Origin of the sequence: Rhizobium sp. M10 (assembly GCF_002531955.1) — a bacterium.
Lineage (GTDB): Bacteria > Pseudomonadota > Alphaproteobacteria > Rhizobiales > Rhizobiaceae > Rhizobium > Rhizobium etli_C.
Window position 1 is genome coordinate 112257 of record NZ_NWTA01000006.1, and the last position, 25708, is coordinate 137964.

At 63.6% G+C, this 25708-nt stretch carries 26 protein-coding genes; 9 read left to right on the plus strand and 17 right to left on the minus strand.

The annotated features are described in order from the left end of the window. Positions 1 to 11 precede the first annotated feature (11 nt). Genes CO671_RS11980 through CO671_RS12010 form a run of 7 tightly spaced genes read left to right on the plus strand, consistent with a single transcriptional unit; the run spans position 12 to position 7104 of the window. On the plus strand, positions 12 to 1526 hold the full coding sequence (locus tag CO671_RS11980; protein WP_097606096.1) for a sugar ABC transporter ATP-binding protein: 1515 nt from the start codon (positions 12 to 14) through the stop codon (positions 1524 to 1526). After that, positions 1523 to 2485 (plus strand): ABC transporter permease, encoded by a 963-nt coding sequence (locus tag CO671_RS11985; protein ID WP_097606097.1) that lies wholly within the window; start codon positions 1523 to 1525, stop codon positions 2483 to 2485. Before CO671_RS11980 ends, CO671_RS11985 begins: the two co-directional genes overlap by 4 nt. After that, a complete protein-coding gene (locus CO671_RS11990; protein WP_097606307.1) occupies positions 2482 to 3423 on the plus strand; it encodes an ABC transporter permease in 942 nt (313 codons plus the stop codon). Before CO671_RS11985 ends, CO671_RS11990 begins: the two co-directional genes overlap by 4 nt. Beyond that, complete coding sequence (locus tag CO671_RS11995; RefSeq protein WP_097606098.1) at positions 3420 to 4376, plus strand: amidohydrolase family protein; 957 nt, start codon at positions 3420 to 3422, stop codon at positions 4374 to 4376. The genes CO671_RS11990 and CO671_RS11995 overlap by 4 nt, the downstream gene beginning before the upstream one ends. Further along, a complete protein-coding gene (locus CO671_RS12000) occupies positions 4369 to 5679 on the plus strand; it encodes an alanine racemase (protein WP_097606099.1) in 1311 nt (436 codons plus the stop codon). Before CO671_RS11995 ends, CO671_RS12000 begins: the two co-directional genes overlap by 8 nt. A gap of 35 nt (positions 5680 to 5714) precedes the next feature. Then, the gene (locus CO671_RS12005; RefSeq protein WP_064844148.1) at positions 5715 to 6059 is read left to right on the plus strand and encodes a RidA family protein; all 345 of its coding nucleotides are present in this window, start codon (positions 5715 to 5717) and stop codon (positions 6057 to 6059) included. A gap of 31 nt (positions 6060 to 6090) precedes the next feature. After that, positions 6091 to 7104, plus strand: coding sequence for a succinylglutamate desuccinylase/aspartoacylase family protein (locus CO671_RS12010; RefSeq protein ID WP_097606100.1), 1014 nt, complete (start codon positions 6091 to 6093; stop codon positions 7102 to 7104). Here the strand turns inward: CO671_RS12010 and CO671_RS12015 are convergent. The 9 genes from CO671_RS12015 to CO671_RS12055 form a co-directional block, all read right to left on the minus strand. Continuing rightward, positions 7101 to 8285: a hypothetical protein gene (locus tag CO671_RS12015; protein ID WP_097606101.1), complete on the minus strand. Its 1185-nt coding sequence runs from the start codon at positions 8283 to 8285 to the stop codon at positions 7101 to 7103. The two genes, CO671_RS12010 and CO671_RS12015, sit on opposite strands and share 4 nt — an antisense overlap. 108 nt (positions 8286 to 8393) lie before the next feature. After that, on the minus strand, positions 8394 to 9335 hold the full coding sequence (locus CO671_RS12020; protein ID WP_097606102.1) for a sugar phosphate isomerase/epimerase: 942 nt from the start codon (positions 9333 to 9335) through the stop codon (positions 8394 to 8396). 81 nt (positions 9336 to 9416) lie between these two features. Further along, positions 9417 to 10589, minus strand: a complete 1173-nt coding sequence (locus CO671_RS12025) for a Gfo/Idh/MocA family oxidoreductase (RefSeq protein ID WP_097606103.1) — start codon at positions 10587 to 10589, stop codon at positions 9417 to 9419. Between the two features lie 31 nt (positions 10590 to 10620). After that, a complete protein-coding gene (locus CO671_RS12030; protein WP_097606104.1) occupies positions 10621 to 11646 on the minus strand; it encodes a Gfo/Idh/MocA family oxidoreductase in 1026 nt (341 codons plus the stop codon). Further along, complete coding sequence (locus CO671_RS12035) at positions 11643 to 12548, minus strand: sugar phosphate isomerase/epimerase (protein ID WP_097606105.1); 906 nt, start codon at positions 12546 to 12548, stop codon at positions 11643 to 11645. The genes CO671_RS12030 and CO671_RS12035 overlap by 4 nt, the downstream gene beginning before the upstream one ends. A 107-nt stretch (positions 12549 to 12655) precedes the next feature. Further along, positions 12656 to 13477 (minus strand): ATP-binding cassette domain-containing protein, encoded by an 822-nt coding sequence (locus tag CO671_RS12040; RefSeq protein ID WP_097606106.1) that lies wholly within the window; start codon positions 13475 to 13477, stop codon positions 12656 to 12658. Between the two features lie 9 nt (positions 13478 to 13486). Further along, on the minus strand, positions 13487 to 14485 hold the full coding sequence (locus CO671_RS12045) for an ABC transporter permease (RefSeq protein ID WP_097606107.1): 999 nt from the start codon (positions 14483 to 14485) through the stop codon (positions 13487 to 13489). 10 nt (positions 14486 to 14495) lie between these two features. Beyond that, on the minus strand, positions 14496 to 15542 hold the full coding sequence (locus CO671_RS12050; RefSeq protein WP_097606108.1) for an ABC transporter permease: 1047 nt from the start codon (positions 15540 to 15542) through the stop codon (positions 14496 to 14498). Positions 15543 to 15649: 107 nt separating this feature from the next. Further along, a complete protein-coding gene (locus tag CO671_RS12055) occupies positions 15650 to 16624 on the minus strand; it encodes a sugar ABC transporter substrate-binding protein (RefSeq protein WP_170964969.1) in 975 nt (324 codons plus the stop codon). 161 nt (positions 16625 to 16785) lie between these two features. Between CO671_RS12055 and CO671_RS12060 the strand changes: the two genes are divergently transcribed. After that, the gene (locus tag CO671_RS12060; protein WP_097606109.1) at positions 16786 to 17820 is read left to right on the plus strand and encodes a LacI family DNA-binding transcriptional regulator; all 1035 of its coding nucleotides are present in this window, start codon (positions 16786 to 16788) and stop codon (positions 17818 to 17820) included. A gap of 74 nt (positions 17821 to 17894) precedes the next feature. Here the strand turns inward: CO671_RS12060 and CO671_RS12065 are convergent, their stop codons facing one another. The 6 genes from CO671_RS12065 to CO671_RS12090 form a co-directional block, all read right to left on the minus strand. Continuing rightward, positions 17895 to 18569, minus strand: a complete 675-nt coding sequence (locus tag CO671_RS12065; protein ID WP_004670866.1) for a 4-carboxy-4-hydroxy-2-oxoadipate aldolase/oxaloacetate decarboxylase — start codon at positions 18567 to 18569, stop codon at positions 17895 to 17897. Between the two features lie 92 nt (positions 18570 to 18661). Next, complete coding sequence (locus tag CO671_RS12070) at positions 18662 to 19498, minus strand: ABC transporter substrate-binding protein (RefSeq protein WP_097606110.1); 837 nt, start codon at positions 19496 to 19498, stop codon at positions 18662 to 18664. Between the two features lie 31 nt (positions 19499 to 19529). Further along, positions 19530 to 20294: an amino acid ABC transporter ATP-binding protein gene (locus CO671_RS12075; protein ID WP_097606111.1), complete on the minus strand. Its 765-nt coding sequence runs from the start codon at positions 20292 to 20294 to the stop codon at positions 19530 to 19532. After that, positions 20291 to 21046 carry an amino acid ABC transporter permease gene (locus CO671_RS12080; RefSeq protein WP_097606112.1) on the minus strand — a complete coding sequence of 252 codons (756 nt, stop codon included), beginning with the start codon at positions 21044 to 21046 and terminating at the stop codon, positions 20291 to 20293. The genes CO671_RS12075 and CO671_RS12080 overlap by 4 nt, the downstream gene beginning before the upstream one ends. Continuing rightward, positions 21043 to 21750 carry an amino acid ABC transporter permease gene (locus tag CO671_RS12085; protein ID WP_097606113.1) on the minus strand — a complete coding sequence of 236 codons (708 nt, stop codon included), beginning with the start codon at positions 21748 to 21750 and terminating at the stop codon, positions 21043 to 21045. Before CO671_RS12085 ends, CO671_RS12080 begins: the two co-directional genes overlap by 4 nt. Next, the gene (locus CO671_RS12090) at positions 21747 to 22520 is read right to left on the minus strand and encodes an SDR family oxidoreductase (protein ID WP_097606114.1); all 774 of its coding nucleotides are present in this window, start codon (positions 22518 to 22520) and stop codon (positions 21747 to 21749) included. The genes CO671_RS12085 and CO671_RS12090 overlap by 4 nt, the downstream gene beginning before the upstream one ends. Before the next feature lie 231 nt (positions 22521 to 22751). Here CO671_RS12090 and nac point away from each other — a divergent pair, with 231 nt between their 5' ends. After that, positions 22752 to 23657, plus strand: coding sequence for a nitrogen assimilation transcriptional regulator NAC (gene nac / locus CO671_RS12095; RefSeq protein WP_097606115.1), 906 nt, complete (start codon positions 22752 to 22754; stop codon positions 23655 to 23657). A gap of 6 nt (positions 23658 to 23663) precedes the next feature. Here the strand turns inward: nac and CO671_RS12100 are convergent, their stop codons facing one another. Together CO671_RS12100 and CO671_RS12105 are read right to left on the minus strand one after the other, a co-directional pair. Next, positions 23664 to 24866 (minus strand): pyridoxal phosphate-dependent aminotransferase, encoded by a 1203-nt coding sequence (locus CO671_RS12100; RefSeq protein ID WP_097606309.1) that lies wholly within the window; start codon positions 24864 to 24866, stop codon positions 23664 to 23666. 60 nt (positions 24867 to 24926) lie between these two features. Then, positions 24927 to 25694 carry a 5-oxoprolinase subunit PxpA gene (locus CO671_RS12105; RefSeq protein WP_097606116.1) on the minus strand — a complete coding sequence of 256 codons (768 nt, stop codon included), beginning with the start codon at positions 25692 to 25694 and terminating at the stop codon, positions 24927 to 24929. Positions 25695 to 25708: the final 14 nt, after the last annotated feature.

Genomic DNA, 25708 nt, shown 5'->3' on the forward strand with positions numbered 1-25708 from the left:
GGGACGCCGTCATGACGGAAGAAAGACCCCTGCTGGAAGCCCGGCAGGTGTTCAAGGGATTTTTCGGCAATCCCGTTCTGAAGGGCGTCGACATCGCCCTTCTGCCGGGCAGGGTTCACGCCCTGCTCGGCGAAAACGGCGCCGGCAAGTCGACGTTGATCAATCTGCTGTCCGGCGCCCTCCAGCCGGACAGCGGCGCCATCCTCATCGACGGCAGGCCTGTCGGGCGTTTCAGCCCGGCGGCGGCGCGCGCCGCCGGCATCGCCGTGGTTCAACAGGAGCTGAGCCTGACGGCCAGCCTGTCGATTGCCGAAAACATCGGGACCGGCGCCTTTCCGCGCCGGTTCGGCCTCATCGACTATCGAGCGCTGCATCGCGGTGTACGAGAGGTCTGCGACATGGTCGGACTGACCGAGCCGCTCGACATGCCGGTCGCCGATCTCGCCCTCGGCCGCCGCCAGATGGTGGAAATCGCCAAGGCGCTGTTCCGCAAGCCGCGCGTGCTGATCCTGGACGAGCCGACCTCGTCGCTCTCGGCGCACGAAGCCGGCATCCTGGCCCGGCTGATCGAGACTCTGAGCGCGCGCGGCACGGCGCTTCTTTATATCTCCCACCGCCTCAACGAGGTGCAGGCGCTCTGCTCGCATGTCACCGTGCTGAAGGATGGCGTCGTCACGGCGGATCAATCGCTGTCCGGCATCGACGGCGAGGGTCTGGTGCGCCTGATGGTCGGCCGCGAGACCGGCGACCTGTTCCCGCCGCGCCCGGCCGCGGCACCCGGTGCGATGTGCATCAGCGTCGAAGGTTTTTCGGCCGGCATGGTGCGGGATGTCGCTTTCTCCGCCCGCGCCGGCGAGATCGTCGGCATTGGCGGGCTGGTGGGACAAGGGCAGGAAGACCTGCTGCTCGGCCTCTACGGCGCGATTCCCGCGTCTGCCACCCGGGCGGAAGTATCAGGCAAACCCGGCCTGCCCGCCGATGTCGGTGCGGCGAATGCAGCCGGCATCGTCTATGTGCCTGCCGACCGCAAACATGAGGGACTGGTGCTGCCGCATTCCATTGCCGCCAATCTCATCCTGCCCTCGCTCGGACGGCTCGCCCGCAAGGGACTGCGCGACCGGCCGGCGGAAAGTGGCCTGGTCGCCGCTCTCGCGCGCCGGCTGACGATCAAGGGCGATACGGCCCGCCCGGTGCAGGCGCTTTCCGGCGGCAACCAGCAGAAGGTGGCGCTTGCCAAATGGCTGCCGCTAGATCCCTCCATTCTGCTTCTCAACGATCCGACGCGCGGCGTCGACATCGAGACCAAGCGGGAAATCTACCTGATGCTGCGCGCCTTCGCCGCCGAGGGGCGGCTCGTCATTCTCGTCAGTTCCGATACGCCGGAGCTCGTGCATCTCTGCGACCGCGTCGTGGTTCTGCGCGAGGGGCGCGTCGCGGCAACACTGTCGCAGGATCAAATCAGCGAAGGCGCGATCGTCGGCGCGGCCATGGGTATTGCGGCCACGACGCAGGGAGAGGCGGCATGAGCACGATTTCGTCATCCCGGCTCTACGGTTCGATTCAGCTGCGCCGCAACCGCGGCCTCGCCGGCCTCTATCTCGTCGTCGCTGGTTTTCTCATCCTCTATGCGCTGCTCTTTCCCGGCATCCTGACCATCGGCGGCTTTTCCAAGTTCACGCAGAACTGGTTCCCGCTCGCGCTCGTCACCATGGCGCAGGCGTTGCTGATGCTGAATGGCGGCATCACGCTGGCGATCGGCCCGCTGGTCAGCCTCGGCGCGGTGATCGCGGCGACGACGATGCAAGGGGCGCTCGGCGTGCCGGGCGGCATCCTCGCGGTTGCACTCGCCGGCCTTTCGATCGGCGCCGTCATCGGCGCCATCGTGACGCATCTGAGGCTACCGGCGATCATCGTCACGCTGGCCGGCTCCTTCATCATCAGCGGCGTCGCGCTGATCCTGCTGCCGCGGCCGGGCGGGTTCATTCCCGATTGGCTGTCGACGGTGCTGGCCGGCCACACGCCCGTCGCCTTCCTGCTGCTGGTCGCGATCCTCATGCTCTGGAAGGTCTTTCTCGCAACGCCGCTCGGCCTCGGTATCTATGCGGCCGGCGACAACCCGGTCGGCGCATTCCGCTCCGGCGTCCCGGTCGAACGGGTGAAGGTTGCAGCCTTCGCGCTCTCCGGTCTGCTTGCGGCACTGGCCGGCCTCTTCGTCGCGGCGCAGACCGGCTCGGGCGATCCGGTGATCGGCACGCCCTTCACGCTGAACTCGATCGCCGCCGCCGTGCTCGGCGGCGTCGGTTTCCTCGGCGGCAAGGGCACGATGCGCGGCGCGATCTGCGGCAGCCTGCTGCTCTCTGTCATGATCAACGTGATGTTCTTCCTCGGCTTCCCGCCGGTCGCGCAATATGTCGCGCAAGGGTTGATCATCGTCGGGGCGGTCGCCGTTCCGGAGCTTCTCGGCGTATGGAGGGCAAGGCGATGAACATCATCCGGTCCGCGTTTCGCAATCCGCCGCTGCTGACCTTCCTTCTGGTCGCGCTCGTCTGGATCGTCGCAAGCTTCACCTTGCGTGGTTTCGGCGCCTATGGCCATCTGCGCTACCTCCTCGAACTCGCCGCGGTGATCGGCATCGTCGCGGCCGGCCAGACGCTCGTCATCCTGATGGGCGGCATCGATCTTTCGGTCGGCGCTGTCATCACAGTCACGGCGATCCTGCTGCCGCTGATCTCGCCCGCCTGGGACCCGACCGGCCTTGCCGGCATCGCGGCGGCCCTTGCCATCGCCACCGGCATCGGCCTGATGAACGGCGCGGGTGCCGCCTATCTTCGCGTGCCGCCGATCATCATGACGCTTGCCATGGCGACCTTCCTGCAGGGGCTGCTCGTCATCGTCGCCGGCGGCAGCGCCGTCACCGTCAGCAATCCGGCCGTCATCCTGCTCGGCCAGGCGCGGCCGCTCGGCATTCCCTCGGGCATCATTCTGTGGCTCGCCGTCTCGGTCGTCGTCCTGCTGCTCGTCCACCGCATGCCGATCGGCGCCCGGTTCCTGGCGCTCGGGGCAAACCCACTCGCCGCCCGGCTTTCCGGCGTCAGCGTCACCCGCAATACGCTGATCGTCCACACCCTGTCCGGCTTCTTTGCGGGACTTGCGGGCATTCTGGTGCTGGGCATGAACCGGCAAGGTTATGTCGGCATCGGCGATCCCTATCTGCTGACCTCGATCGCCGCTGTCGTGCTCGGCGGCACCTCCATCCTCGGCGGCCGCGGCACCTATGCCGGCACATTCCCGGGGGCGATCCTGCTCGTCACCACGACGGCGCTGATCACCGTCGTCAACGCCTCGCCCGGCTGGCGCTCGATCATGTTCGGCACGCTGATCCTCGCCCTGCTGCTCGTTTCCGGCCGCGAGGCGCGCCGATGACCGAGCGCTACGATGGGCCGGTGATCGACCCGCACCACCATCTCTGGGATCTCAGCCTGCAGCGCCACCCCTGGCTTGAGAAGGCGCGGGCTTCCGGCGAGGAGATGGTGGTCGGAAACCTCGGACCGATCCTGCGTGATTACGGCATCGACGATTATCGGGCCGATGCTGCGCGACAGAACGTCATTGCGACGGTGCATGTGGAGGCCGGCTGGTCGGTTGCCTACCCGCTGGAAGAGAGCCGCTGGCTTGAGGGTCTCGACCGCAGCTCCGGGGTGGCGCACCGTTATATCGCCCGCGTCCCCCTCGACGGGGCGGATGCCGTGCGTTTGCTCGAAGCGGGAGCGCAAAATCCGAATGTCGTCGGCATCCGCGATATTTTGAGCTGGCATCCCGATGTGGCGAAGCGTTTTGCATCGCGTCCGGATCGCATGGCCGATCCCGCCTGGCGCGCGGGGCTTGCCCATGCCACGCGGCTCGGACTGGTCTTCGACCTGATGCTCTATCCCTGGCAGATGGATGAGGCGCTCGACCTGGTGCGGGCGTTTCCGCAAACGCTTTTCGTCCTCAACCACGGCGGCAGCCCCATCGACCGGACGGAGGACGGCATGGCGCTGTGGCGCCGCGGCCTGCGCGCACTCGGCAAAGAGCCGAACATTCGCCTGAAGATTTCCGACCTCGTCGCCTATGACCATGCGTGGACGCTCGAAAGCCTGCGGCCGGTGATCGAACATTGCCTCGCTTGTTTCGGCCCTGAGCGCGCGATGTTTGCCAGCGACTTCCCGGTCGCCGGCCTGCATGCGTCTTTCGACGAGGTCTATCAGGTGTTCCGCACGGTCGCCGCCGAGTTCTCTCTGGACGAGCAACGCGCTTTGTTCTTTGCCACCGCCAACGACACCTATCGCCTTGGTTTGGCCGATCCGGCCGAGATCGGGAGAGGTTCCCATGTCTGATCTTCACACTGCGACCGAAAACGTGCTGATCGACGAGCGGGTGCGGGGCTTTCCGCCCGGCCATCCGCCGCTGCCGCTCGCGGCCATCGGAACCCGGGGATGGAAGCCCTATGATGGCCGGATGGCGCTGCCGCTGATCTCGCTCGACCGGCAGGCCTTCGCCGGGAACGTCGAGCTGATGATGGCCTATGTGAAGAGCAATAGTGCCGAAATCGCGCCGCATGCCAAGACGCCGATGTCGACGGCGCTCTCGGACAGGCTTCTTTCGGCAGGCGCCTGGGGCACAACGGTCGCCGACATTCGTCAGGCGGCCGTGCTGCTCAGGGCGGGACAGCGTCGGTTGATCCTCGCCAACGAGATCGGCGGGGCCGCCGCCGCCCGCCGGCTTGCGGCGCTGCTTTCGGATTATCCCGACGCGGAAGTTCATGTCTTCGTGGATTCGATAGCGCTGGTCGAGGCGCTTGCCTCCGCATGGCAGGAACGCGGAGATCTGCCGCCGCTCGGTCTGATGGTGGAATTCGGCGCCGGCCGCGCCGGTCTTCGCAGCGCCGATGCCGCCGCCGCGATCCTCGATACGATCCTTGCCGTGGAGACGCCGAGCTTCCGGCTGAGCGGCATCGCCGCCTATGAGGGTGCGGCGGCGACCGCCAGTCCGGAGGAGACCAGACTTCGCATCGACGCTCTGATGGCGATGACATCAGATTTCCTGCCGAAGATCCGCGCCCGCATCGGCAGAGAGAGGCCGCTTCTCGTCACAGCAGGCGGTTCGGTGTTTTTCGACGTCGTCGTCGCGCGGCTTTCGGCCGCCGTCGCGGCCGATCCCGCCTGCCGGCTCGTGCTGCGCAGCGGCGCGATCTTCTTTCACGATCACGGCGTCTACGAGCGCGGCCTTGCCGGTCTCGATGCGCGCGGCGGCCTTCGCATCGGCGGCGACATCGTTTCCGCGGCGGCGGGTTTCCGTCCGGCGCTCAGGGTCTGGGCCGAGGTCCTGTCGCGGCCGGAGCCAGGGCTTGCGATTTCAGGCATGGGCATGCGCGACGTGGCGATGGACCAGGACTTGCCGCGGCCGCTGGCGCTTTATCGCAATGGCGTGCGCCTCGCCGATCTCGACGGCGCCAGAGTTTTCCGCCTCAACGATCAGCATGCCTTCCTAACGCTTGTCGATGACAGCGACGTCGCCGTCGGCGACGTCATCGAGTTCGGCATCTCGCATCCCTGCACCTGCCTTGACCGGCATGCAATCCTTTATGGCCTCGATCCGGATCACTCAGTGACGGCAGCCTATCTCACAAGCTTCGGCTGAATTCTCCCTGTAAAACCAAGAAAAGGAAAAGCTGCATGATCCAGCGTTATCAGAAGGGCTCGCGTATGAGCCAGGCCGTCAGCTACGGAGGTCTCGTCTATATTGCCGGCCAGGTCGCGGAAAATCGCAAGGCCGGCATCGAGGAGCAGACCCGCGATGTGCTCGGCAAGATCGACGCCCTTTTGCAGGAAGCCGGGACCGATCGCTCGCGTCTCCTCGCCGTCGACGTCTTCCTGCCGGCGATTACCGATTTCGAGGCGATGAACGGCGTTTATGACAGCTGGATCGACATCGAAAACCCGCCGGCCCGCGCCTGCACCGAAGCGCGCCTGGCCGACCCGGACTTGCGCGTCGAAATGACCGCGGTCGCGGCGCTGTAACTGCGCGGCACCGCCCCGCACTGGAGGGACCATGCATAGCGGCCTCGTCAATCCGATCGACTTTTCGCGTGAGGGCCGGCAGGCCGGCCATCTCGCCATTCCCTATTCGATCGACCGTTCGCCCTATTATCAGATCCGCATTCCGATCCTTCACCTCAGGAATGGCGAGGGGCCGTCTTTGCTGCTGATGGCCGGCAATCACGGCGACGAATACGAGGGCGAACTGCAGCTCGGTCGGCTGATGCGCCTGCTCGATGTCACTGACATAAGTGGCGCCGTCACCATTTTGCCGATGGCGAACCTGCCGGCGGTGATGGCGGCCAAACGCTGCTCGCCCTTCGACGGCGGCAACCTCAACCGGGCCTTTCCCGGCGATCCCATGGGGCCGCCGACGGCGCGCCTGGCGCATTTCCTCGAACACGAACTCTTCCCGCGCCACGACCTGGTCTTCGACCTGCATTCAGGCGGCACGTCGATGGCGCACCTGCCTTGCACGCTGATCGAGCGGCAGGCCGACGCCACCCGCTTCGAGCGGTCGGTCGCGCTGATGCGGGCGATGGGCGCATCGCATGCCTTCATCGCCGACAATGGCCCGGCGGCGCCGACATCGATGGGGGCCGCGGCAAGGGCCGGCATCATCGGTCTTTCCGGCGAGTTCGGCGGCGGCGGAACCGTGACGCCGGCGACGATAGCCTTCACGGCGGCAGCGATCGATCGGCTGCTTTTGACGCTCGGCATTATTAGGCGTCCGGTCCTTTCCCGCACACCACTGACCGAACCGGGGCCGCTGCAACTCCTCTCGCTATCCCGGCACAGCCAGGGCATCTACGCCGATCGCAGAGGCTGGTTCGAGCCGGCGGCAGCCCTTGGCGCCACCGTTTCGGCCGGCGACCTCGCCGGATGGTATCATGACCTGGAACGCCTGGAGCAGCCGGAGGAAGAGTTGCGCTTTACCGAGGGCGGTATCGTCATTTCCCACCGGCTGCATTGCGACAGCCAGGCCGGCGATTGCCTGATCCAGGTCGCCGAAGCCATTGCCGCTTAGAGAAGCCCGTCGACCGACGCCCTGACCCAGTCGAGACGTTTTGCCGGGATCAGGCCGTAATTGTAGAAGTTCACGCCGTCGGCGCCGGCGTCGACGGCCGCCTTGGCGCGGGCGGCCAAGACCGCAGGCGCAGTGACCTCGGGATAGAAGACGCGCAAGCCGACGCCGAGGAATTTCTGCGGCCCGATCGCCGCCCGGCCGGCGCGGATGACATCGCCCACAGAATTCGGCTCCATGTCGTAGCAGCAGAGGATCGCCCCGTCGCAGAGCTTGCCGACGGCGGCGAGATCGACGCCGCCGAGCCAACCGTTCTTCAGGTCGATCAGCACGATCCGGCTCGCCGGATCGGCCGCCGCCTTGATCTCGTCGATCAGGCTGGTCACCGGTTCGCTGCGCCAGGCGAGATAGGCATGCAGATCGGGATGGTCGCGGAAGGCATCGATGCCGGCGGCCGGGAAATCCGGGAACTGCCGTTCCGGCACGTCACGCTCGCAGAGTTCGGCGATGAAACGCGCAACCGTTCGGCGCGCGCTTTCGGCCGGCACACCGGCCTTTGCCGCGCGCGCCGTGCAATGATCGCAGAAGCAGAGCGACAGCAGGAAATCGTCTTCAGCATTCAGGCCGACGCCGTCTTTCTCGTGATGGTATTCATGCGCGAAGCCCATGAAGTTCGGGCTTTCGAGCTCGACCATATCCGGCCGGTAATTCAGGGTGATGTCGTGCACGAGGGTGACGGCATAGGCGCGCGCCGCCGGGCTGGAAGGGCAGAGATTATAATAGTTGGGATTGCCGAAGGCGTTGCGCGTCACGTGATCGGGATGCAGCATGCCGAGGCGGCTGTTGTGAAGGCAGACCGTCCAGCAGGAGACCCGGAGACCGGTCGCGTCGCGCCCCCTGGTCAGCGCCTCCAGCATGTCGCCGCGCTCGGTGACATTCCCCGCCATCAGCGGCCGGATCAGCTTGTCCTGCCACAGGCTCTCGTCCGGCCGGAAGTAGACCGTCCCGTCCTCGGGATAATAGGCCTTCTGCTGCGGGCTGCGCGGCTGGAGAAAGCGGCCGGCATGATAGGAGGTCGCCATGCTGATCGTGTTGAGGCCAACCCGGTTGCGAAGCTCGGCGGCGATCACGTCGAGCCCCTGGTCCTGGATATCCCAGGGGTAAGTCCACATGGAAAGGTGCATGGCGCGCTCCGGTTCAAGTCTGTCCGCTTTATAGAACATGTGTCCATAATAGTGTCCAGGCTCATTTGGACGCGGAGGGCGGCGCGAAAGCCGCCCGCCCCTGCCCTATCAGCGGCTGATCGTTGCCTGCAGCGCCTCGATGGAGGACTGGATGCCGGCCTCGGTCGACATGGTGAAGTCTTCCATCTCGAGGCTGACCCAACCGTTGTAGCCGACCATCCTGACGACCGAGAAGAATTCCTTCCACCACTGCAGGTCATGGCCGGCGCCGACGGCGACGTAATTCCAGGTGCGGTTGGCGACGTCGGTCACGTCCTTCAGCTCCAGAAGACCATTGATGTCGGCAAGTCCCCGCTCGATACGCGTATCCTTGCCGTGGCAATGATGGATTGCGCTTCCGAGCGCGCGTGCCGCGGCAATCGGATCGGCGCCCTTCCAGAAGAGGTGGCTCGGATCGAGGTTCATGCCGACCGCCGGACCGACCTCGTTGCGCAGGCGGAACAGGGTTTCCGGGTTCCAGACGAGCATCGCCGAGAAGTTTTCGAGCGCATATCGCTCGACCCCGACTTCTCTGGCGAGCTTGACCAGATCGTGCCAGAGCGGGAAGGCGCGGTCTTCCCACTGGTAGCGGTCACGTTCCGGCATCTCGTCCGGCCAGCTCTTGGTGTAGACGAGCCAGTTCGGCACGCTGTCTCCGGGGGCGGCTTCCGGCAGGCCGGACATGGTGACGATCGTCTTGACGCCGATTTCGCCGGCAAGACGGATCGTCTGTTCCATTTCCTTGCGGTGGCGCTTGCCCATGTCGCCGGGATCGAGCGGGTTTGCCGAGCAGTTCAGCGCCGCAATTTCAAGGCCGCGGGCTTCGATTTCCCTAAGCTTGGTTTTCAGAAGCCCCTTGTCTTCAAGCAGTTCATCAGCGCGGAAATGCGGGGCACGCGACCAGCCGCCGCCGGTCATTTCGATGCCTTCGACACCGAGTTTGACGCATTTGTCGAGCATGTCAGTGAAGGACAGGTCGCCCATCACGTCGGTGCAAATGGAGAGTTTCATCGTCTCGATCTTTCCTTATGAAAAATGAGGGCGCGCTTTGTGAGAGGGGTGGAGGAGATCCCGGCGCGCCCCCGGAGGGAGCTATTTGAAGTCGATCCAAGCGGCACCGGCATCGGCCGAGCGCACACAGTTTTCCAGCCAGCGCACGCCTTCGGTACCGGCTTCGATGCCGGGATAATGGTGGCCCTTGAGGAAGGCTTCGTCGCCGCGGCGCTTTGCGTCGATCGCCTGTGCGATCCAGAGGTAGATGTTCGCCCAGCTGTCGCCGAGCCCCTCGGTGTGCAGCGCGCCCATGCGATCGGCCGCGAGGCTTTCCTCTTCGAGGTAAGGCATGCCGTGGTGCAGGGTGCGGTTCGGCTCGCCCTGGACTTCGTAAATCAGCTGGTCGGGCTGGGCGTCCGACCATTCGATGGAAGCCTTGGAGCCGACGAAACGGTAGCGCTGCGAACCCATGTTTCCGGCATTGACCGACGACACCCAGAGACGGCCGCGGGCGCCGTTGTCGTAATGCATGAGAACGGTGGCGTGGTCTTCGAGCGGCGCGCGGGTCGGAATAAAGGCCTTGCGGTCGCAGAGCAGTTTTTCGATCTTCAGATGCGGCAGCACCACTTCGGAGAGATAATAGAGGTGGGTGCCGATATCGCCGAGAACGAAGGTCGGGCCCGCCGTCTTCGGATTGGTGCGCCATTTCACCGCCTCGCCGGCGCCGACATCGTCGCCCGAATTGAAGCCGTGGGTATATTGCATGTCGACGATGCGGATCTCGCCGAGCATGCCCTTCTTGACCATCGCCGCCATCTGATGGACCAGCGGATGGCCGGTGAAACCATAGGTGACGCCGACGATCAGGCCCTTCGCTTCGGCGAGCTTGGCGATTTCATCGCATTCGGCGACGGTGAAGAACAGCGGCTTTTCGCAGATCACGTGCAGCCCGGCCTCCAGGCACGCCTTGGTGATCTCGTAATGGGTGAAGTTCGGCGTGGCGATCGACACGACCTCGACGCCGTCTTCGCGCCCGGCTTCCCCGGCGATCAGTTCCTTGTAGTCGCTGTAGCAGCGCTCGGCGGCGACGCCGATCTGCGTGCCGAAGTCGCGTCCGCGTTCGGCATCGACATCGAAGGCGCCGCAGACGAGCCGGTAGGTGCCGTCCCGCTGGGCTCCGGTTCTATGCTTATAGCCCACCTGCCCGGTGCGGCCGCCGCCGACCATGCCCCAACGCAAGGGGCGCTCGATGGATCTTTCTCCGTTGATCATCTGATCATTGCTCCTGAAATGGCCTGCCGCGTCATTCCGCCGCCATCGCGGTCAGTGGTGCGTAAAGCTTGGGTTTCGGTATCATGTTGACGGGTTCCAGGCCGCCGCTGGTCACGGCTCTGAGAGCGGCATCGGCCACCAGCGTGGCCGCGTACCCATCCCAGGTGGAAGGACCGCCGGCCGTTCCCTCAGAGGCGGCGACGATCCATTCGCGGAATTCCTGGTCGTAAGCTTCGATGAAGCGCTCGCGCCAATCCTCGGGGATCGCCTGGCGAATGCCGCTCGAATCCGAGATCACAGTCGCCGGGCGGTTCGGCAGCGCGGCGACGCCCGCCTCGCAGCTGATCTCGCCGCGGATGTCATAGCCATAGGCGATGTTCACCGAAATCTCGACGTCGACAAGCGCACCCGAGGCCATGTGCAGGAGGACGAACACCGGGTCGCGCAATTCCCCGCCGCGCGAGGAGCGGCGCGGCACACGCACCTCCACGCCGGTGACTTCATCCGACAGAAGCCAGCGGGAAATATCGGCATCATGGACCAGCGTGTCGTTCAGCGGCATCTCGGAGGTGTAGAGCCCTTCGGGAACCGAGGCATTGCGATGCACGGAATGAAACATCAGCGGCGCGCCCAATTTGCCGCCGTCGATGACCGCCTTCAGGCGGCGATAATCGGCATCGAAACGGCGCATGAAACCCACCTGGACGAGCCGCCTGCCGAAGGCCACTTCCGCCTCCATCACGCGGAGCGCGGCCGCCTCGGAGGTCACCAGCGGCTTTTCGCAGAACACCGGCTTGCCGGCGGCAATGCAGCCAAGCAGCTGCTCCTCATGCGCCGGCCCCCAGGAGCAGATGATCACGGCCTGCACCTTTTCCGAAGAAATCAGCGCCGATGGGGTGGCGAATACCGCCGCTCCCGCCGGGGCGGCAGCGGCGGCGCGGGCTTGGTCGATGTCGGTGACGCCGACGATTTCGACGCCGGAAACGACGTTCGTCAGGCGGTGGATATGATCCCGACCGATCATCCCCGTACCGATGACACCAACCTGAAGGGTCATTTCGCCCCCCAGTGCTTATCGATGTAGCGCTGCATTTCGGAGCGCATGAAGGTGCCGCTCTGATCTGCCTTGTCCTCCCAGGCGAAGACGCAGGCGGTCATGATGCCGTCGAAGCCGATCTCGGCGAGCGTGCCGAAGAACTCGTCCCACGGAACCTCGCCCTGGCCGATATTGAGGTGCTGGTGCACCCGGGCATTGGTGCCGGGCGGATTGAGGATATAGCGAAGGCCGGATGAGGCTTTGTGGTTGAAGGTGTCGCCGACATGGACATGCGCCAGCACATCCTTCGCCTCGCGCAGCATCGCCTTGGTGTCGTCGCCGAAATAGAAGGTGTGCGGCGCGCAATAGAGGAACTTGACGCTCTTCGAATTGACCGTGCGGATGATGTCGAGCGCCGGCTGCAGCGTCTCGCACCAGTCTTCCGGATGCGGCTCGACATTGAGCTGAATGCCCTCGCGCTCGAAGATCGGCACCAGCTCCTCCATCGAGCGCCACCAGGCATCCTCGCAGGCCTCGATCATCGAGCCGGTGTGGCAGCAGTAGCACGATCCCTTGTCGGGATGCGGGCCGCGGCCGAACTCGGAATTCATCGTGTCGACTTCCAGCTCGACCGCGATCTCGATGGCGCGCTTCCAGTGTTTGACGGCGGTCTGGCGTTCGGTCTCGTCATTCGACGCCCAGCGGTACATCGGCAGCAGCGAGGCGATGCCGACATCCGCCTCCTTCAGCGAGCGCTTGAATGATTTGATCCGCTCGGGAAAGACGCGCGGCGCCTTGAACCATTCGAGGAAATCTCCGCGTGGCGAGAGCTCGATCCAGTCGTAGCCGAGTTCCTTGACCTTCCCCGGCAACGCCTCGAGTGAGAGATGCCGATGCATGAACGGGTCGATTGCGATCTTCATTTTGACCTCCGGATTCCAGACATGATTTTCCTTCCCCGGCGGCGGTCTGTTCTGCCGCTGCCGGACGCTGTGTGTTTGCGCTGTGTCGTTTGTGGTGCCGTCAGCGGTTACGCGGCCGGCGGCGGGTGTCCCTCATGGCTTTCCATGTAAGTATCGATTTGGGCTTCGAGATCCGCCATCGTTTCCCCGCCGGCCATCAGGTCGGTAATCTCCTCGCGGGTCTTCTCGCCCCGGCGGAAGTCGGCGGCGATTGCCCCGCGGATGAGCACGGCGAAGTGGTCTCCCACCGCCATCGCATGCATCACCTGATGGGTGATGAAGATCACCGCCAGGCCCCGCCGCTTCGCCTCGTTGACGATGCGCAGCACATGCGCTGCCTGCTTCACGCCGAGAGCGGCCGTCGGTTCGTCGAGGATCAGCACGCGCGCGCCGAAATGCACGGCCCGGGCAATGGCGAGCGACTGGCGTTCGCCGCCCGAAAGCCCGCCGACGAGACGGTCGCCATCGTCGATCCGGGTGATGCCGAAATCCTGCACCGCCTTGACGGCAATCTCATTGGCTTTCCTGCGGTCATAGACCTTGAAAGGACCCCAGCCCTTGGTCGGCTCGACGCCGACGAAGAAGGAGCGGCCGATCGACATCAGCGGAAATGTGCCGCCGAATTGATGCACTGCCGAGATGCCTTTTTCCTGCGCATCGCGCGGCCCGCTGAATTCGACCGGATTGCCATCCATCAGAATGGCGCCGCGCGTCGGTCTGTGGACACCCGCAAGCGTCTTGATCAGCGTCGATTTGCCGGCGCCGTTATCACCGAGCAGGCAGAGCACCTCGCCGGCCCGGACCTTGAGCGAGATGTCGTGCAGCACGTCGATCGGGCCGAAGCTCTTGTCGACATTCTGGAGTTCAAGGATCGGAATATTGTCGGACATGGTTGACGCTCACTTCTTTTTCTTCGGCACGAAGCTTAACGCCATCTGCCGGAACGTGTTGTTCATCAGAACGGCCGCCATCAGCATCACGCCGATAATCAGGTTGGACCAATTGCGGTCGATGTCGGTGAAGTAGATGCCCTGGCTGACGACGGCGAAGGTCAGCGCGCCGAGAAAGATCCCGGCGACCGAACCGAAGCCGCCCGTGAGCAGCACGCCGCCCACCACGATCGAGACGATCGTATTGAAGATGTAGTTCATGCCGCCCGAGACCTGCGCGGAATTGAACAGGATGGCGCCGCACATTCCGACGAAGGAGGCGGCCGTGCTCGAGAGAACGAAGAGAATGATCCGCAGCCGGTCGGTCGGGATGCCGGCATTGCGCGCGCTGACCTCGTCTCCGCCCATGGCGACGATCCAGTTGCCGTAACGCGTCGCGTGCAGCACGAAACCAAAGACCACGGTCAGCGCCAGCCACCACAGGATGATCACCTGGAATTTGCCTTGGATGAGATCGCCGAACACCGCCTTGGCCCAGCCCGGCGCATTGAGCGGAACCGAAGCGGCCCCGGTCAGGATGACGGATCCCGCAAGTACAAGCCCCTGTACGGCAACCAGCGTGCCGAGGGTGATGATCAGCGAGGGCACGCTGGTGCGCACCGCCAGCAAACCGTTGACCAGCCCGACGAGAACGCCGATGGCGAGCACGCCGAGCATGCCGATAACGATCGGCAGCTCGTAATAGCCCGAGAGGATGGCGATCGTCATCGAGCCCGCCGGGATCATCGCGCCGATCGAGATATCGAGCTCGCCTGATATCATCAGGAGGCCGACAGGCAGGGCGACGATCCCGAGATTGGCGGCGAAATTGATCCAGCTGGCCGCGCCGAAGAGCGCGCCGAGGCTGACGCCGCCGAAGGCGACATAGAAGACAATCACTGCCACGAAGCTCAACACGGCGCCGAATTCCGGGCGGCGTACAAACTGTCCAATGGAAAAGCCGGTCATCTCTTCGCCCTCACTTCTTCTTTTTCGCCGCATAGGACATCGCCATCAGCCGGAACTTGTCGTTCATCATCACGGCGAGCAGCAGGAGCGCGCCGATGATGACGCTGCCGAGGTTCGGGTCTATGCCGGTGAAATAGATGCCCTGATTGACGATCGCGAAGGTAAGCGTGCCGAAGACGATGCCCACCACCGATCCGGCGCCGCCGGTCAGAAGCACGCCGCCGATGACCACGCACATGATCGAATTGAAGATGAAGGATTGCCCGCCGAGCACCTGCGCGCTTTGGTAGACGAGTACCTGGCTGACGCCGACGAAGGCGGCGGAAAAGCCCGACAGCATATAGAGGGCGATGGTGAGCTTTTCCGTCGGAATGCCGGCGTTGCGGGCCGAGACCTTGTCGCCGCCGAGAGCGAAGATCCAGTTGCCGACCGGCGAGATGTGCAGCAGGCAGAAGAACGCCGCCGCAAATAGCACCCACCAGAAGATCGTCACCTGGAACATGCCGCCGATGAAATCGCCGAGGATTGCTTTGACGGCTGGGCTTGGCACCAGCGATACGCCGGTGCTGCCGGCGATCAGCACGGTGAAGCCGAGCGTCAGGCCCATGACGGCGAACATCGAACCGATGGTGACGATCAGGGACGGGACACGGGTGCAGTTGACGAGGTAGCCGTTGAAAAATCCGACGAGGAGCCCGACGCCCACGCCGGCGGAAATCCCGACGATTTCGGGAAGGCCGTAATGGCCTGATATGATCGCCACCGTCAGCGATGATGCCGGGATCACCGCGCCGATCGAGAGGTCCATTTCGCCTGCGATCATCAGGAGCCCGATCGGCAGCGCGACGATGCCGATCTCGGCGGCGATGTTGAGCCAGCTTGCATAGCCCGCAGCGGACAGGAAGACCGTGCCGCCCAGCAGGGCGAAGAAGACGAACACCGCAATCAAGCCCAGCAGCGACCCCGCTTCAGGGCGCCTGAAAAGCTGACCGATGGTCGCTTTGGCATGGCCGCCCGAAGGAACCGAAGGGGCGAGGACATCGTTTCTCGCGTTCATTTGACACCACCAATAAAGCCGCATGACCGATAACGGCCGGCGCTTCTGAAAGAATGGAAGCCGCCCGCGTGAGGGGCAGGCAGCTTCACCACGTCCGGCCGATCCCCTTACCGGGCGCCGGCCTTCACGCCTGCCAAGGTGGCGTCGACGTTGGACGCGTCGATGACGCCGGGGCCGGTCAGGATCTCCCGGGTCGGGACGGTGAGCCCGTAATTGACGTTGCCGTTCAGGATCGAGACGGCCAGATAGCCCTGCAGGTAACCCTGCTGGTCGATCGCGCAAAGCTGGCTGCCGCTCTTGATGTTGTTCAGAACGGTTTCATCCATGTTCATGCCGCAGACCTTCACCTGTCCCGCTTTGCCGGCCTGTGTCACGCCGTTGACTGCGGAGTTCGTATCGACGTTGCCGATCGCGAAGACGGCCTTGATCTCCGGATGCTGCAGCAGATGCGCCTTGAGCGCCTGCGCCACGGCGGTGGCTGAACCGAATGACGTCGCCGGCAGCGGCAGCGCCGAACCGACGCCGCCACCTTCCGTCACGCCATCGGTCATGCCTTTGCAGAACGCTTCGATGTTTGCCGCACCCGGCAGCGTGTTGAGGCAGACGGCGTTTTTCAGGTCGTGCTTGGCGAAGTAGCTGCCCGCGGCTTTGCCGGAGAGGTAGTCGTTGGAGCCGACATAGTTCATCGCACCGAGGCGATCGGCGGCTTCGATGCCGCCGGCATTATAGATGACCAGCGGAATTTTCTTGTCGACCACCGCTTTGAAGGCAGGGTCCATGGCTTCCGGCACCCAGTCCGGACCGACGATCGCATCGGCGCCCTGGTCGATGGCCTGACGGATCAGTTCGGCCGCATCGACGCCGAGATTGTCGTAATTCTGCGGCCCGAGCCAGACGACCTTGCCGCCCTGTGCCTCAACGACCTTGCCGGCATCCTCGGCGCCGCGCTTGACGATCGACCAGAACGGATCGTCCGGTTTGCCGCCCACGACGAAGATGTTGGCGGCCATAACGGCCGTGGCAGCGCAGGTCATGATGGCGGCGGCCGACGCGGTTGCCGCGAAGCGGCGAAATTTAGTCATCTCAATCTTCCTCCCATGGCCCGCCTCCCTGGCTTGGCCGTGAAGAGAAACATATCACCGCTTGAAATTCTCGAAATGTGAAATCATACTAAACATGCATAAAGTATCACAGAGTATCACTCATAATGATACGGTCGTCCTGACGATGGAGGGGAATAATCATGCGGCGGCCGACCATCTCCGACCTTGCCAAAGAGGCCGATGTCTCCATTGCGACCGTCAATCGGATTCTGGCCGGCACTGCCTCCGTCAAAGGCACGACCGTGCAGCGCGTCCAGGCGGCCGCGGAGCGGATCGGCTTTTACGGCGCCGGCGCAATCGAGGACCGCCTGCGCAAGACGGTGCCGAAATACCGGCTTGGCTTTCTGCTGCAGCAATCCAGCCGTGAGCTCTACCAGCTCTTCGGCAAGAAGATCGTCGAGGCATGCCGCGCCAGGCGCGATGAGGTCATCGATCCCCTGGTCGACTTTGTCGATCTGCTGACCCCGGAAAATATTGCCGGCCGGCTCAAGGCGCTCGGTGCAAATTGCGACGCCGTTGCCGTCGTCGCCGCCGATCATCCGGTGATCGCCCAGGCCATCCGCGAGTTGCACGAGAAGGGCAAGCCGGTCATCGCCTATATTACCGACCAATCCGCCCGCGAGCGGGCCGCTTATGTCGGGGCCGACAATTGGAAAATGGGGCGGACGGCGGCATGGCTGATCTCGAACATGAGCCATGGGCCGGGGCGCATTGCCGTCTTCATCGGCAACCATCGTTACCAATGTCAGGACGTCTCCGATGCAAGCTTCCGCTCCTATATGCGCGAACACGCGCCGCATCTGACCATCGAGGACAGCCGCCCCACGCATGAGGAGCCGAACGAGGCCTATCGGATGGTCAAGGAACTCTTGGCGACGACGGATGACCTCACCGGCATTCTGATTGTCGGCGGCGGCATCTCCGGGGTCTTGCGGGCGCTGCGGGAAGTGCCGCAGGAGCGGCGGCGAAGCATCCGCCTCGTCTGCCGGGACATTGGCCCGGAGACGCGAAAGGGCCTGTCAGAGGGGATGATTACCGCCGCCCTCTGTCATCCGCTGGAGCAGACGTCCACGGCGCTGGTCGAGACGATGATCGAAACGATCACCCAGGGTGCCTCGGGTGCCACGATTCAACGGACCATTACCTTTGAAATCGTGACGCCAGAGAATATTTGAGATACCCCAGTCGCGGTGTTCGCCGCGGCTGGAAAGCCGGCCCGGGCTTATCAAGAGCCGATCTGCGCGGCGTCTCAGATGTCGACGACCAGGCCCTTGGCTTTCAGCACCGGTGCCAGATTGCTGACCTCGATCACCGATTTGCCCGCCTTATAGGCGGCAATATAGCCGGCTTCGGCATCTTCGCGGGCCTGCGAAAGCCTCGCTGCTTCCTGCGCTTCCTGCCTGCGCACGACCACCAGGCCGTCGGCATCTCCGACGATGATGTCGCCGGGGTTGATGGTTTCGCCGCCGACGATGATCGGGTCGTTCACCGCCGCAATGGTTTCCTTCACCGTGCCCTTGATGCAGACGCTGAGCGAGAAGACGGGAAAACCGAGCTCTCTAAGCTGCAGCGTATCGCGCACGCCGGTATCGGTGACGAGGCCGCCGATGCCCTTGGCAAGGCAGGCATTGGCGAGCACATCGCCGAAGGATCCCGCTTCCTCGTACTCGCCCGCCGAGACGACGATGATATCGCCGGGCTTGGCATAGTTGATGGCGAGCTGCAGCATGATGTTGTCGCGCGGCGCGCATTTGACCGTGAATGCCGGGCCGCACAGTTTCATGCGGTAATCGACGGGCTTGAGGCGGGAGGACAGCGCGCCGCGGCGGCCCTGGGCTTCGTGGATCGTCGCCGGCGAAAATTTCGAAACGGCCTCGATGTCAGCTTTGCTGGGCCGTTCGGCGATATCTTTAATATGGATCATGGATGGCTCCGATCTTTGGCCGACGGCGGGCATGCCCCGCCGCCTGATTTCGTTTGGAAATCGTCAATGGATGACGTCGAGGCCGGTTGGCCTCATGGGATCGGGTCGAACTTCAGCTCGGAGAGCGGCACGACCTTGTCGGTGCGGGTCATCTTGTATTCGGTATTCGGGCCGAGCCACTTGTCCCAGATCTTGTTGATCTCGCCTGATGCATCGAGCTTGTGCAGGATTTCGTTGATCTTCGCCGTCAGCTTCGGCTGATCCTTGGCCATGCCGATGCCGATCGGCTGGTAGAGCATCGGCTCCTCGATCATCCGCATTTCCTTGCCCTTGCTCTTCGATTCATTGACGAACTTGGTCGTCGTCATGGTGTTGGCGACCATGCCGCGCGCCTTGCCCTGTTGGACGGCGAGATAGGCAGAAGCGGTATCCTGGAAGGTCAGCGGCTCGGATTTGTTGAGCTTGATCGACATTTCCGACGTCGAGCCCTTGGTCGAGGCGATGCGCTGGCCGGCGTAATCGGCCTTCGTCTTGCCGGCATCGTCGGCCGGCACGATCAGCATTTCCTTGGCGAGATAATAGGGATCGCTGAACTGGATCTGCTCGGCGCGGCTCAGCGTATAGGCAAGGTTGGCGACAGTGATGTCGACGCGGCCAAGCTTGACTTCGGGCACGCGCGCTTCGACCGAAACCGGCTTGATCTCGGCCTTGACGCCCAATTCCTTGGCGATGGCGCCGCAGAGATCGACGTCGAAACCGGCCATTTCACGGGTCTTCGGATCGGGCGAGGCGAAGGGGGGAACGTCGGCGAACGTCGCGCAACGCAGCGTTTTTGCCGACATGATATTGTCGAGCTGATCGGCTTTGGCGGGCACAGCGGCGGCGATGCCGGCAAATGCGACGGTGAGGCTTAGGTATTTCCAGTTCATTGCTGTTCTCCTTTGTTTTTGGTGCTTGGTATCAGTGCCTGAGATCAGCGAGGAAACGCTGAGCCCGGGGATGGCGCGGATTGCTGAAGAATTCCTTTGGGGTCGCCGTTTCGATGATCTGGCCGGCATCGATGAACCAGATCCGATCGGCGACGTCGCGCGCGAAACCCATTTCATGAGTGACGCAGAGCATGGTCATGCCTTCGGACGCCAGGCTCTTCATGACGGCGAGCACCTCGCCGACCATTTCGGGGTCGAGCGCGCTCGTCGGTTCGTCGAACAGCATCACCGGCGGTTCCATCGCAAGCGCGCGGGCGATCGCCACCCGCTGCTGCTGGCCGCCCGACAGCTGCCCGGGATAGGCCCGGGCCTTGTCGGCAAGGCCGACCCGATCGAGGAGCTTGAGAGCCTTTTCATGCGCGACCTCGGGCGCCACGCCCTTCACCCGGATCGGCGACATCGAGACGTTTTCGGCGACCGAGAGATGCGGAAACAGGTTGAAGTTCTGAAACACGAAGCCGATCCGGCTGCGCATCGCGTTGAGTTCCTTTGCCCGCATGGCGGCATGAATGTTCTGCCCGTCGAGTGTGATCGATCCGCTGTTGATCTCCTCGAGCCGATTGATCGTGCGGATCAGCGTCGATTTTCCCGAACCGGACGGTCCGCAGATGACCACGACTTCGCCGCGTGCCACCTGCGCGTCGATATCCTTCAGGACCGGATAGTCGCCGTAGCTCTTGCAGACCTGCGACAGCCGGATCGTCTGCGATTCCTGCGTTGAAACGGACATCGTCATAGCTGCTCCGATACGATTTTCGACGGCGCGACCACGGCAGCGGCGGGCACGAGAAGTCCCGCACGCCGCCGGGTGATGCGCCGCTCGAGGCGATTGGCGAAGTAGGTGAGCGTCCAGCAGATGATGAAGTAGACGATCGCCAGGATAAGGAAGACCTGGAAGGGCTGCGTCAGCAGCTGGTTGTTGACCTGGCTTGCCGCAAAGGTCAGATCAGGCACGTTGATCACATAGCCGAGCGTCGTGTCCTTGATCGTCGAGACGAAGGTGGAGATGATGCTGGGGATCATGTTGTAGAGCGCCTGCGGCAGGATGATGTAGCGCATCGCGCCCATATAGCCGTGGCCGAGCGCCCGCGCCGCGTCCATCTGGCCCGGTCCGAGCGCGACGATGCCGGCGCGGACCACTTCGCTGAGGAAGGCGCTCTGATAGACCACCAGCGTCGTCAGCATGGTGACGAAGCTCGGCACGTCGGCGCCGGTCAGCAGCGGCACCAGGAAATAGCTCCACAGGATGAGCATCAACAGCGGCACGCCCCTGGTGAAATAGACAAGTGCCGTGACCGGCCAGCGCAGCAGCGGCGACTTGGAAAGCCGCGCTAAGGCGAAGAGGATACTGGCCGGAAAAGCGAGGGTGATGCTGAGCGCCGAAAGGATCAGCGTGTTGGCGAGCCCGCCGAGCGGGCCGTTCGGATATTGGCCGATCAAGAGCAGCAGCCAGTAATCTCGGACGATGGCGATCATGTCCTGGATCATGCGCGCGCACTCCTGGCGGGATCGGCGCGCATCGACAGATAGGCGCCGACAGTCATGATGATCAGCGAGAAGAAGAGGTAGAGAACCGTGCCGATCAGGTAGATCTCGAAGGTGCGGAAGCTGAGGTTTTCGATTTCCTTGACGGCATGCGTCAGTTCCGAGGCGCCGATGACGACGGCGAGACTGCTGTTCTTGAACAGGGAGACGCTGTGATTGACGAGCGGCGGCAGCGCGTTGCGCACGCCCTGCGGCATGATGACGAAGCGCATCGCCGAGACATAACCGTGGCCGAGCGCACGGGCGGCCTGCATCTGGCCGTCGCTGACCGAGCGCACGCCGGAGCGAAGATCTTCGCTGAAATAGGCTGCCTGGCAGAGCCCGAGCCCGATCACCGCGAAGATCGCCTCGGCATTATGGCTCGCCAGCCATGTCGCCACCCCGTTCGGCATCAGAGTGAAAATCCCGAAATACCACAGCATCAGCTGCACCAGGGTGGGGACGTTGCGGTGGTAGGATACGTAAGCGGCGACCAACGGATCGCCGAAGCGAAAGGGCGACAGGCGTATACCGAGCAGCAGCAGGGCGAGCGCCATCGCCAGCGACCAGGAGCCGGCATAGATGATGAAGGTCATCTGGATGCCATGCAGCAGCATGGCTGCATAGTCGGGATTTCCGAGGATTGCCGAAAGGTCGAAACCGCTCACGGGCCTGGCTCCCCGGATGGATCCGTCTTCGGCTGCGGTCTTGCGGTCTGCAGGCCGCCCATGACCTGGAGCGTCGGCGTGATCTCCATATGTCCGATGTTGACGGCGACGGGAGCCGCTATAGCGAAGGCGATCGCGTCGGCGATATCGGTTGCCTGCGGCAGTTCGAAACCATCGATGAACCGTTCCCGGATGCTGGGGTCATCGCCGTGGACGTGATTGAAAATATCCGTGGCGACCCGGCCGGGGCAGATTTCGGTAACCCGTACCCGCTTGCCGAAAGCATCGATGCGCAACTGGTTGGACAGCATGCTCACGCCGGCCTTGGTGGCGTGATAGGAGGAGTTGCCGCCGAAATTATAGGCGCCGGCGATCGACGAGATGTTGATGACATGGCCGCGGTCGCGCGCCACCATGCCCGGCACGACGAGGCGGCAGATGTGCAGAACCGCCCTGAGATTGACGTCGACGAGAAGATCGATATCGCCCTCGTCGGCTTCCAGGAACTTCTTCGGCCGGTCGACGCCGGCATTGTTGACGAGAATGTCGAACTCGACCTGGCCCGCGAGCTCGGCGATCGCCGGCCGATCGGTCACATCGATGGCATGGGCAATGCAGCCCGTGCGCTCGGCCAGCTGCTGCAGCGCTTGGGCACTGCGGGCAACGGCATGGACTTCGATGTTCTCTCGGCGAAGCCGCTCAACCACGGCTGCGCCGATCCCGGAGGATGCGCCGGTCACCAGTGCGGTCTTGTAGTCGGAGAATGGCATTGTCGTTCCCTTGTGGTTGATGAAGACAGTAGCGAAGCTTTAACCCCTTGCCTAAGACCGATTATCTCTGGAGCAATAAGCAACGGTTATGGAGCGGCGCGGCCTGCCGAAGAAGAGAAGGCGGCGACGCCGGTATTCTCTCGCGGCCTCGCTTCACGCCGCGTCGCGTTGCAAAAGCAATGCGCCTCTGCAAACATGCCACCCGCAGATCAGTATGGTACCCCGATCCCCATGGACATCAGACGCCTCAAATCCTTCATCGTGATCGTCGACAGCGGCAGCATCACGCGAGCGGCGGATCTTTTGCATATCGCCCAGCCGGCTCTCAGCCAGCAGCTCGCGGCGCTGGAAGAGCATTTCGGCCACAAGCTGCTGATCCGCAGCCAGCAGGGCGTCAGCATGACGGATGCCGGACACGCGGTATATCGCCATGCGCAGATCATCCTCCGGCAGATGGAGCAGGCGCAGGCCGATGCATCGGCGGCCGGCAATTCGCTTGCCGGGCGCGTCTCGGTCGGCCTTGTGCCGTTCAGCAGCGCGGCAACGCTCTCCGTCGATCTGCTGGCGGAAACCCGGAAACGGCATCCCGGTATTCTGCTGCACCTGACCGAAAGCGTCGGCCAGACCTACAGCCAGATGATCATGAACGGCCGGCTGGAGATGGCGCTTCTGCATGGAACCGGGCCGATCAAAGGCGTGCGGTTCGAACCGATCCTCAGCGAAGAGTTTTTCCTGGTCGCCCATCGCGATTTTGCCATCGAAGCGGATGCCAAACCCGTTCCGGTCAACGCTCTCGACGGAATACCGCTGCTGTTGCCGCCCGCCTATAATTTCGTCCGCCGCGCGGTCGACACCGCCTTCACCCGCACGCGCACCAATTTGAAGGTCGTGGCGGAAGTCGAAATCGTGCGCACCCTCGCCCGCGCGGTCGGCAGCGGTCTCGGCGCGACGATCATGCCAAAGGCGATTGCCGACCGCATCGTCTCGGAATCGAGCGAGCCGCTGATCTGCCGGCTCGTCTCGCCGCGGCTCGAAGAAACCCTGTCGCTTTGCGTTTCCGACCAGAATCCCCTGTCGGAACCGGCCCTTGCCGTCCGCGACATCCTTCTCGAATTGACGGCGCGGCTGAAGGATTAAAAGCGGTCAGCGCATATCCTTGCAGAACTGAGCGATACGCGCGCAGCCTTCGCCGAGTTTTTCCATGCTTGTCGCGTAGGAAATGCGGAAGAAGGGGCTCATTCCGTAAGCCGCGCCTTGCACGGTCGCGACATGATGTTCCTCCACCAGGCCCATGACGAAATCGACGTCGGTCTCGATCTTGCGCCCGCCCTTGCTGGTCTTGCCGATCAGCCCCGATATGTTGGGATAGATATAAAAGGCGCCTTCGGGCTGATGGCAGCGCAGCCCTTCGACCTCCGACAATTTGTCGAGGACGAAGTCGCGTCGCGTCTTGTAGATCGCCGCCCGCTCCTTCAGCAGGTCTTGGGGGCCGTCCAGCGCCGCGGTCGCTGCCGCCTGGGTCAGCGTCGCGATACCGCCGCCATTCTGGCCGTTGACGTTGCTGATAGCCGAAATCAACTCTTTCGATCCGGCGCAGAACCCGAGCCGCCAGCCTGTCATCGCATAGGCCTTGGAGACGCCGTTCATCGTCAGGACGCGGTCGTATAGTCTGGGTTCGACTTCCGCGATCGTGCAGAACTGGAAGTCGTCATAGACCAAATGCTCATAGATATCGTCAGTCATGATCCAGACGTTTGGATGGCGCAGCATGACCTCGGCGATGGCGGCCATCTCCGCCCGCGAGCAGGCTGCGCCCGTAGGATTGTTCGGGAAATTCAGGAAGAGCCATTTGGTGCGCGGCGTGATCGCCGCTTCCAGATCCTCCGGGCGCAGCTTGAAGCCGGTCTGCTCGTGGCAGGGGACGGCAACCGGCACGCCACCGGCGAATTTGACGATGTCGGCATAGCTGACCCAGGAGGGCGTCGGGATGACGACCTCGTCGCCCGGATTGCAGGTCGCCAGCATGGCATTGAAGATTACCTGCTTGCCGCCGCCAGACACGACGATCTGGTTGGCATCGTAGTCGAGATTGTTGTCGCGCTTGAACTTTTTGATGATGGCGGATTTGAGCGCCGGCGTGCCGTCCATCGGCGGATATTTCGTGTCGCCGGCAAGTGCAGCTGCATGGGCCGCCTCGATCGCGTGTGCCGGGGTGGGGAAATCCGGCTCGCCGGAGGAGAGACTGACGACCTTGATCCCTTTGGCGGCCAATTCCCGGGCGCGCTGGGTCATGGCGGCGGATGCTGAAATGGAGACGTTTTTCAGGCGGTCGGCGATGACGGACATCGGCATGGTCCTTCGATAAGGGATTGAACAAGAGACCGCCCGCAGGCGATCGGAATTGCGTTATTCGGCGAGTTCGGCGGCAGGTGCGAGGGTGGCGCCGGTGGCTTCGATTTCACCGCGCACGATGCCGGCAAGCTCGAGGGCGCCTGGCGTGTCGCTGTGAACGAGGATGGAGCGTGCCGGCATGGCGATCACGGCGCCTTCGATGGTCTCGACGCTGCCGTCGACGAGGAATTTTCGCACGCGGGCGCGTACGGCGGCTTCGTCCTTGATGACGGCGCCCGGGAGCCCGCGCGTGACAAGCTTGCCGCCGGCGTCATAGGCCCGGTCCGCGAGGAAGAGCGCCAGTGTTTTCAGGCGCGCGCGTTTGGCTGCCTGTTCTATCTCGCTGCCTGATGTGACGAAGACGGCGAGATTGGCGTCGACGGTGACAATCGCATCCATCATCAGATCGGCGAGGATAGGGTCGCGGTTGACCATATTGCCCATGGCGGCATGGAAGCTGATATGGGAGACGGTGACCCGCTCGGCTTTGGCGATCGCCGTCAGCGCGCCGAGCTGATAGAGCATCTGCTGGCGAAGCTCGTCCGCCTGGAAAGGTATTTCGCGCCGGCCGAAGCCCAGCCGGTCAGGCAGGCCGGGATGGGCGCCGATGCCGACGCCATTCTGCTTTGCCAGCCGCACCATACGCCCCATCGTATCGGGGTCGCCGCCGTGGAAACCGCAGGCGATATTGGCCGAGGAGACGATTTTCATCATCGCTTCGTCGTCGCACAGCCGGTAGGGACCAAATCCCTCGCCCATGTCGGAATTCAGATCGATCTTCATCAGTTCCTCCTTTC

Excerpts from the sequence above, each read along its gene's own strand:
- CO671_RS12090 (WP_097606114.1), bottom strand. The coding sequence starts at position 22,520 with ATGCCATTCTCCGACTACAAGACCGCACTGGTGACCGGCGCATCCTCC.
- CO671_RS11985 (WP_097606097.1), top strand. The coding sequence starts at position 1,523 with ATGAGCACGATTTCGTCATCCCGGCTCTACGGTTCGATTCAGCTGCGC.
- CO671_RS12030 (WP_097606104.1), bottom strand. The coding sequence starts at position 11,646 with ATGACCCTTCAGGTTGGTGTCATCGGTACGGGGATGATCGGTCGGGAT.
- CO671_RS12075 (WP_097606111.1), bottom strand. The coding sequence starts at position 20,294 with ATGACGATGTCCGTTTCAACGCAGGAATCGCAGACGATCCGGCTGTCG.
- nac (WP_097606115.1), top strand. The coding sequence starts at position 22,752 with ATGGACATCAGACGCCTCAAATCCTTCATCGTGATCGTCGACAGCGGC.
- CO671_RS12010 (WP_097606100.1), top strand. The coding sequence starts at position 6,091 with ATGCATAGCGGCCTCGTCAATCCGATCGACTTTTCGCGTGAGGGCCGG.
- CO671_RS12080 (WP_097606112.1), bottom strand. The coding sequence starts at position 21,046 with ATGATCCAGGACATGATCGCCATCGTCCGAGATTACTGGCTGCTGCTC.
- CO671_RS12105 (WP_097606116.1), bottom strand. The coding sequence starts at position 25,694 with ATGAAGATCGATCTGAATTCCGACATGGGCGAGGGATTTGGTCCCTAC.
- CO671_RS12040 (WP_097606106.1), bottom strand. The coding sequence starts at position 13,477 with ATGTCCGACAATATTCCGATCCTTGAACTCCAGAATGTCGACAAGAGC.
- CO671_RS12035 (WP_097606105.1), bottom strand. The coding sequence starts at position 12,548 with ATGAAGATCGCAATCGACCCGTTCATGCATCGGCATCTCTCACTCGAG.
- CO671_RS12060 (WP_097606109.1), top strand. The coding sequence starts at position 16,786 with ATGCGGCGGCCGACCATCTCCGACCTTGCCAAAGAGGCCGATGTCTCC.
- CO671_RS11980 (WP_097606096.1), top strand. The coding sequence starts at position 12 with ATGACGGAAGAAAGACCCCTGCTGGAAGCCCGGCAGGTGTTCAAGGGA.
- CO671_RS12045 (WP_097606107.1), bottom strand. The coding sequence starts at position 14,485 with ATGACCGGCTTTTCCATTGGACAGTTTGTACGCCGCCCGGAATTCGGC.
- CO671_RS11990 (WP_097606307.1), top strand. The coding sequence starts at position 2,482 with ATGAACATCATCCGGTCCGCGTTTCGCAATCCGCCGCTGCTGACCTTC.
- CO671_RS12050 (WP_097606108.1), bottom strand. The coding sequence starts at position 15,542 with ATGAACGCGAGAAACGATGTCCTCGCCCCTTCGGTTCCTTCGGGCGGC.
- CO671_RS12065 (WP_004670866.1), bottom strand. The coding sequence starts at position 18,569 with ATGATCCATATTAAAGATATCGCCGAACGGCCCAGCAAAGCTGACATC.
- CO671_RS12000 (WP_097606099.1), top strand. The coding sequence starts at position 4,369 with ATGTCTGATCTTCACACTGCGACCGAAAACGTGCTGATCGACGAGCGG.
- CO671_RS12055 (WP_170964969.1), bottom strand. The coding sequence starts at position 16,624 with ATGACTAAATTTCGCCGCTTCGCGGCAACCGCGTCGGCCGCCGCCATC.
- CO671_RS11995 (WP_097606098.1), top strand. The coding sequence starts at position 3,420 with ATGACCGAGCGCTACGATGGGCCGGTGATCGACCCGCACCACCATCTC.
- CO671_RS12070 (WP_097606110.1), bottom strand. The coding sequence starts at position 19,498 with ATGAACTGGAAATACCTAAGCCTCACCGTCGCATTTGCCGGCATCGCC.
- CO671_RS12020 (WP_097606102.1), bottom strand. The coding sequence starts at position 9,335 with ATGAAACTCTCCATTTGCACCGACGTGATGGGCGACCTGTCCTTCACT.
- CO671_RS12100 (WP_097606309.1), bottom strand. The coding sequence starts at position 24,866 with ATGTCCGTCATCGCCGACCGCCTGAAAAACGTCTCCATTTCAGCATCC.
- CO671_RS12005 (WP_064844148.1), top strand. The coding sequence starts at position 5,715 with ATGATCCAGCGTTATCAGAAGGGCTCGCGTATGAGCCAGGCCGTCAGC.
- CO671_RS12015 (WP_097606101.1), bottom strand. The coding sequence starts at position 8,285 with ATGCACCTTTCCATGTGGACTTACCCCTGGGATATCCAGGACCAGGGG.
- CO671_RS12025 (WP_097606103.1), bottom strand. The coding sequence starts at position 10,589 with ATGATCAACGGAGAAAGATCCATCGAGCGCCCCTTGCGTTGGGGCATG.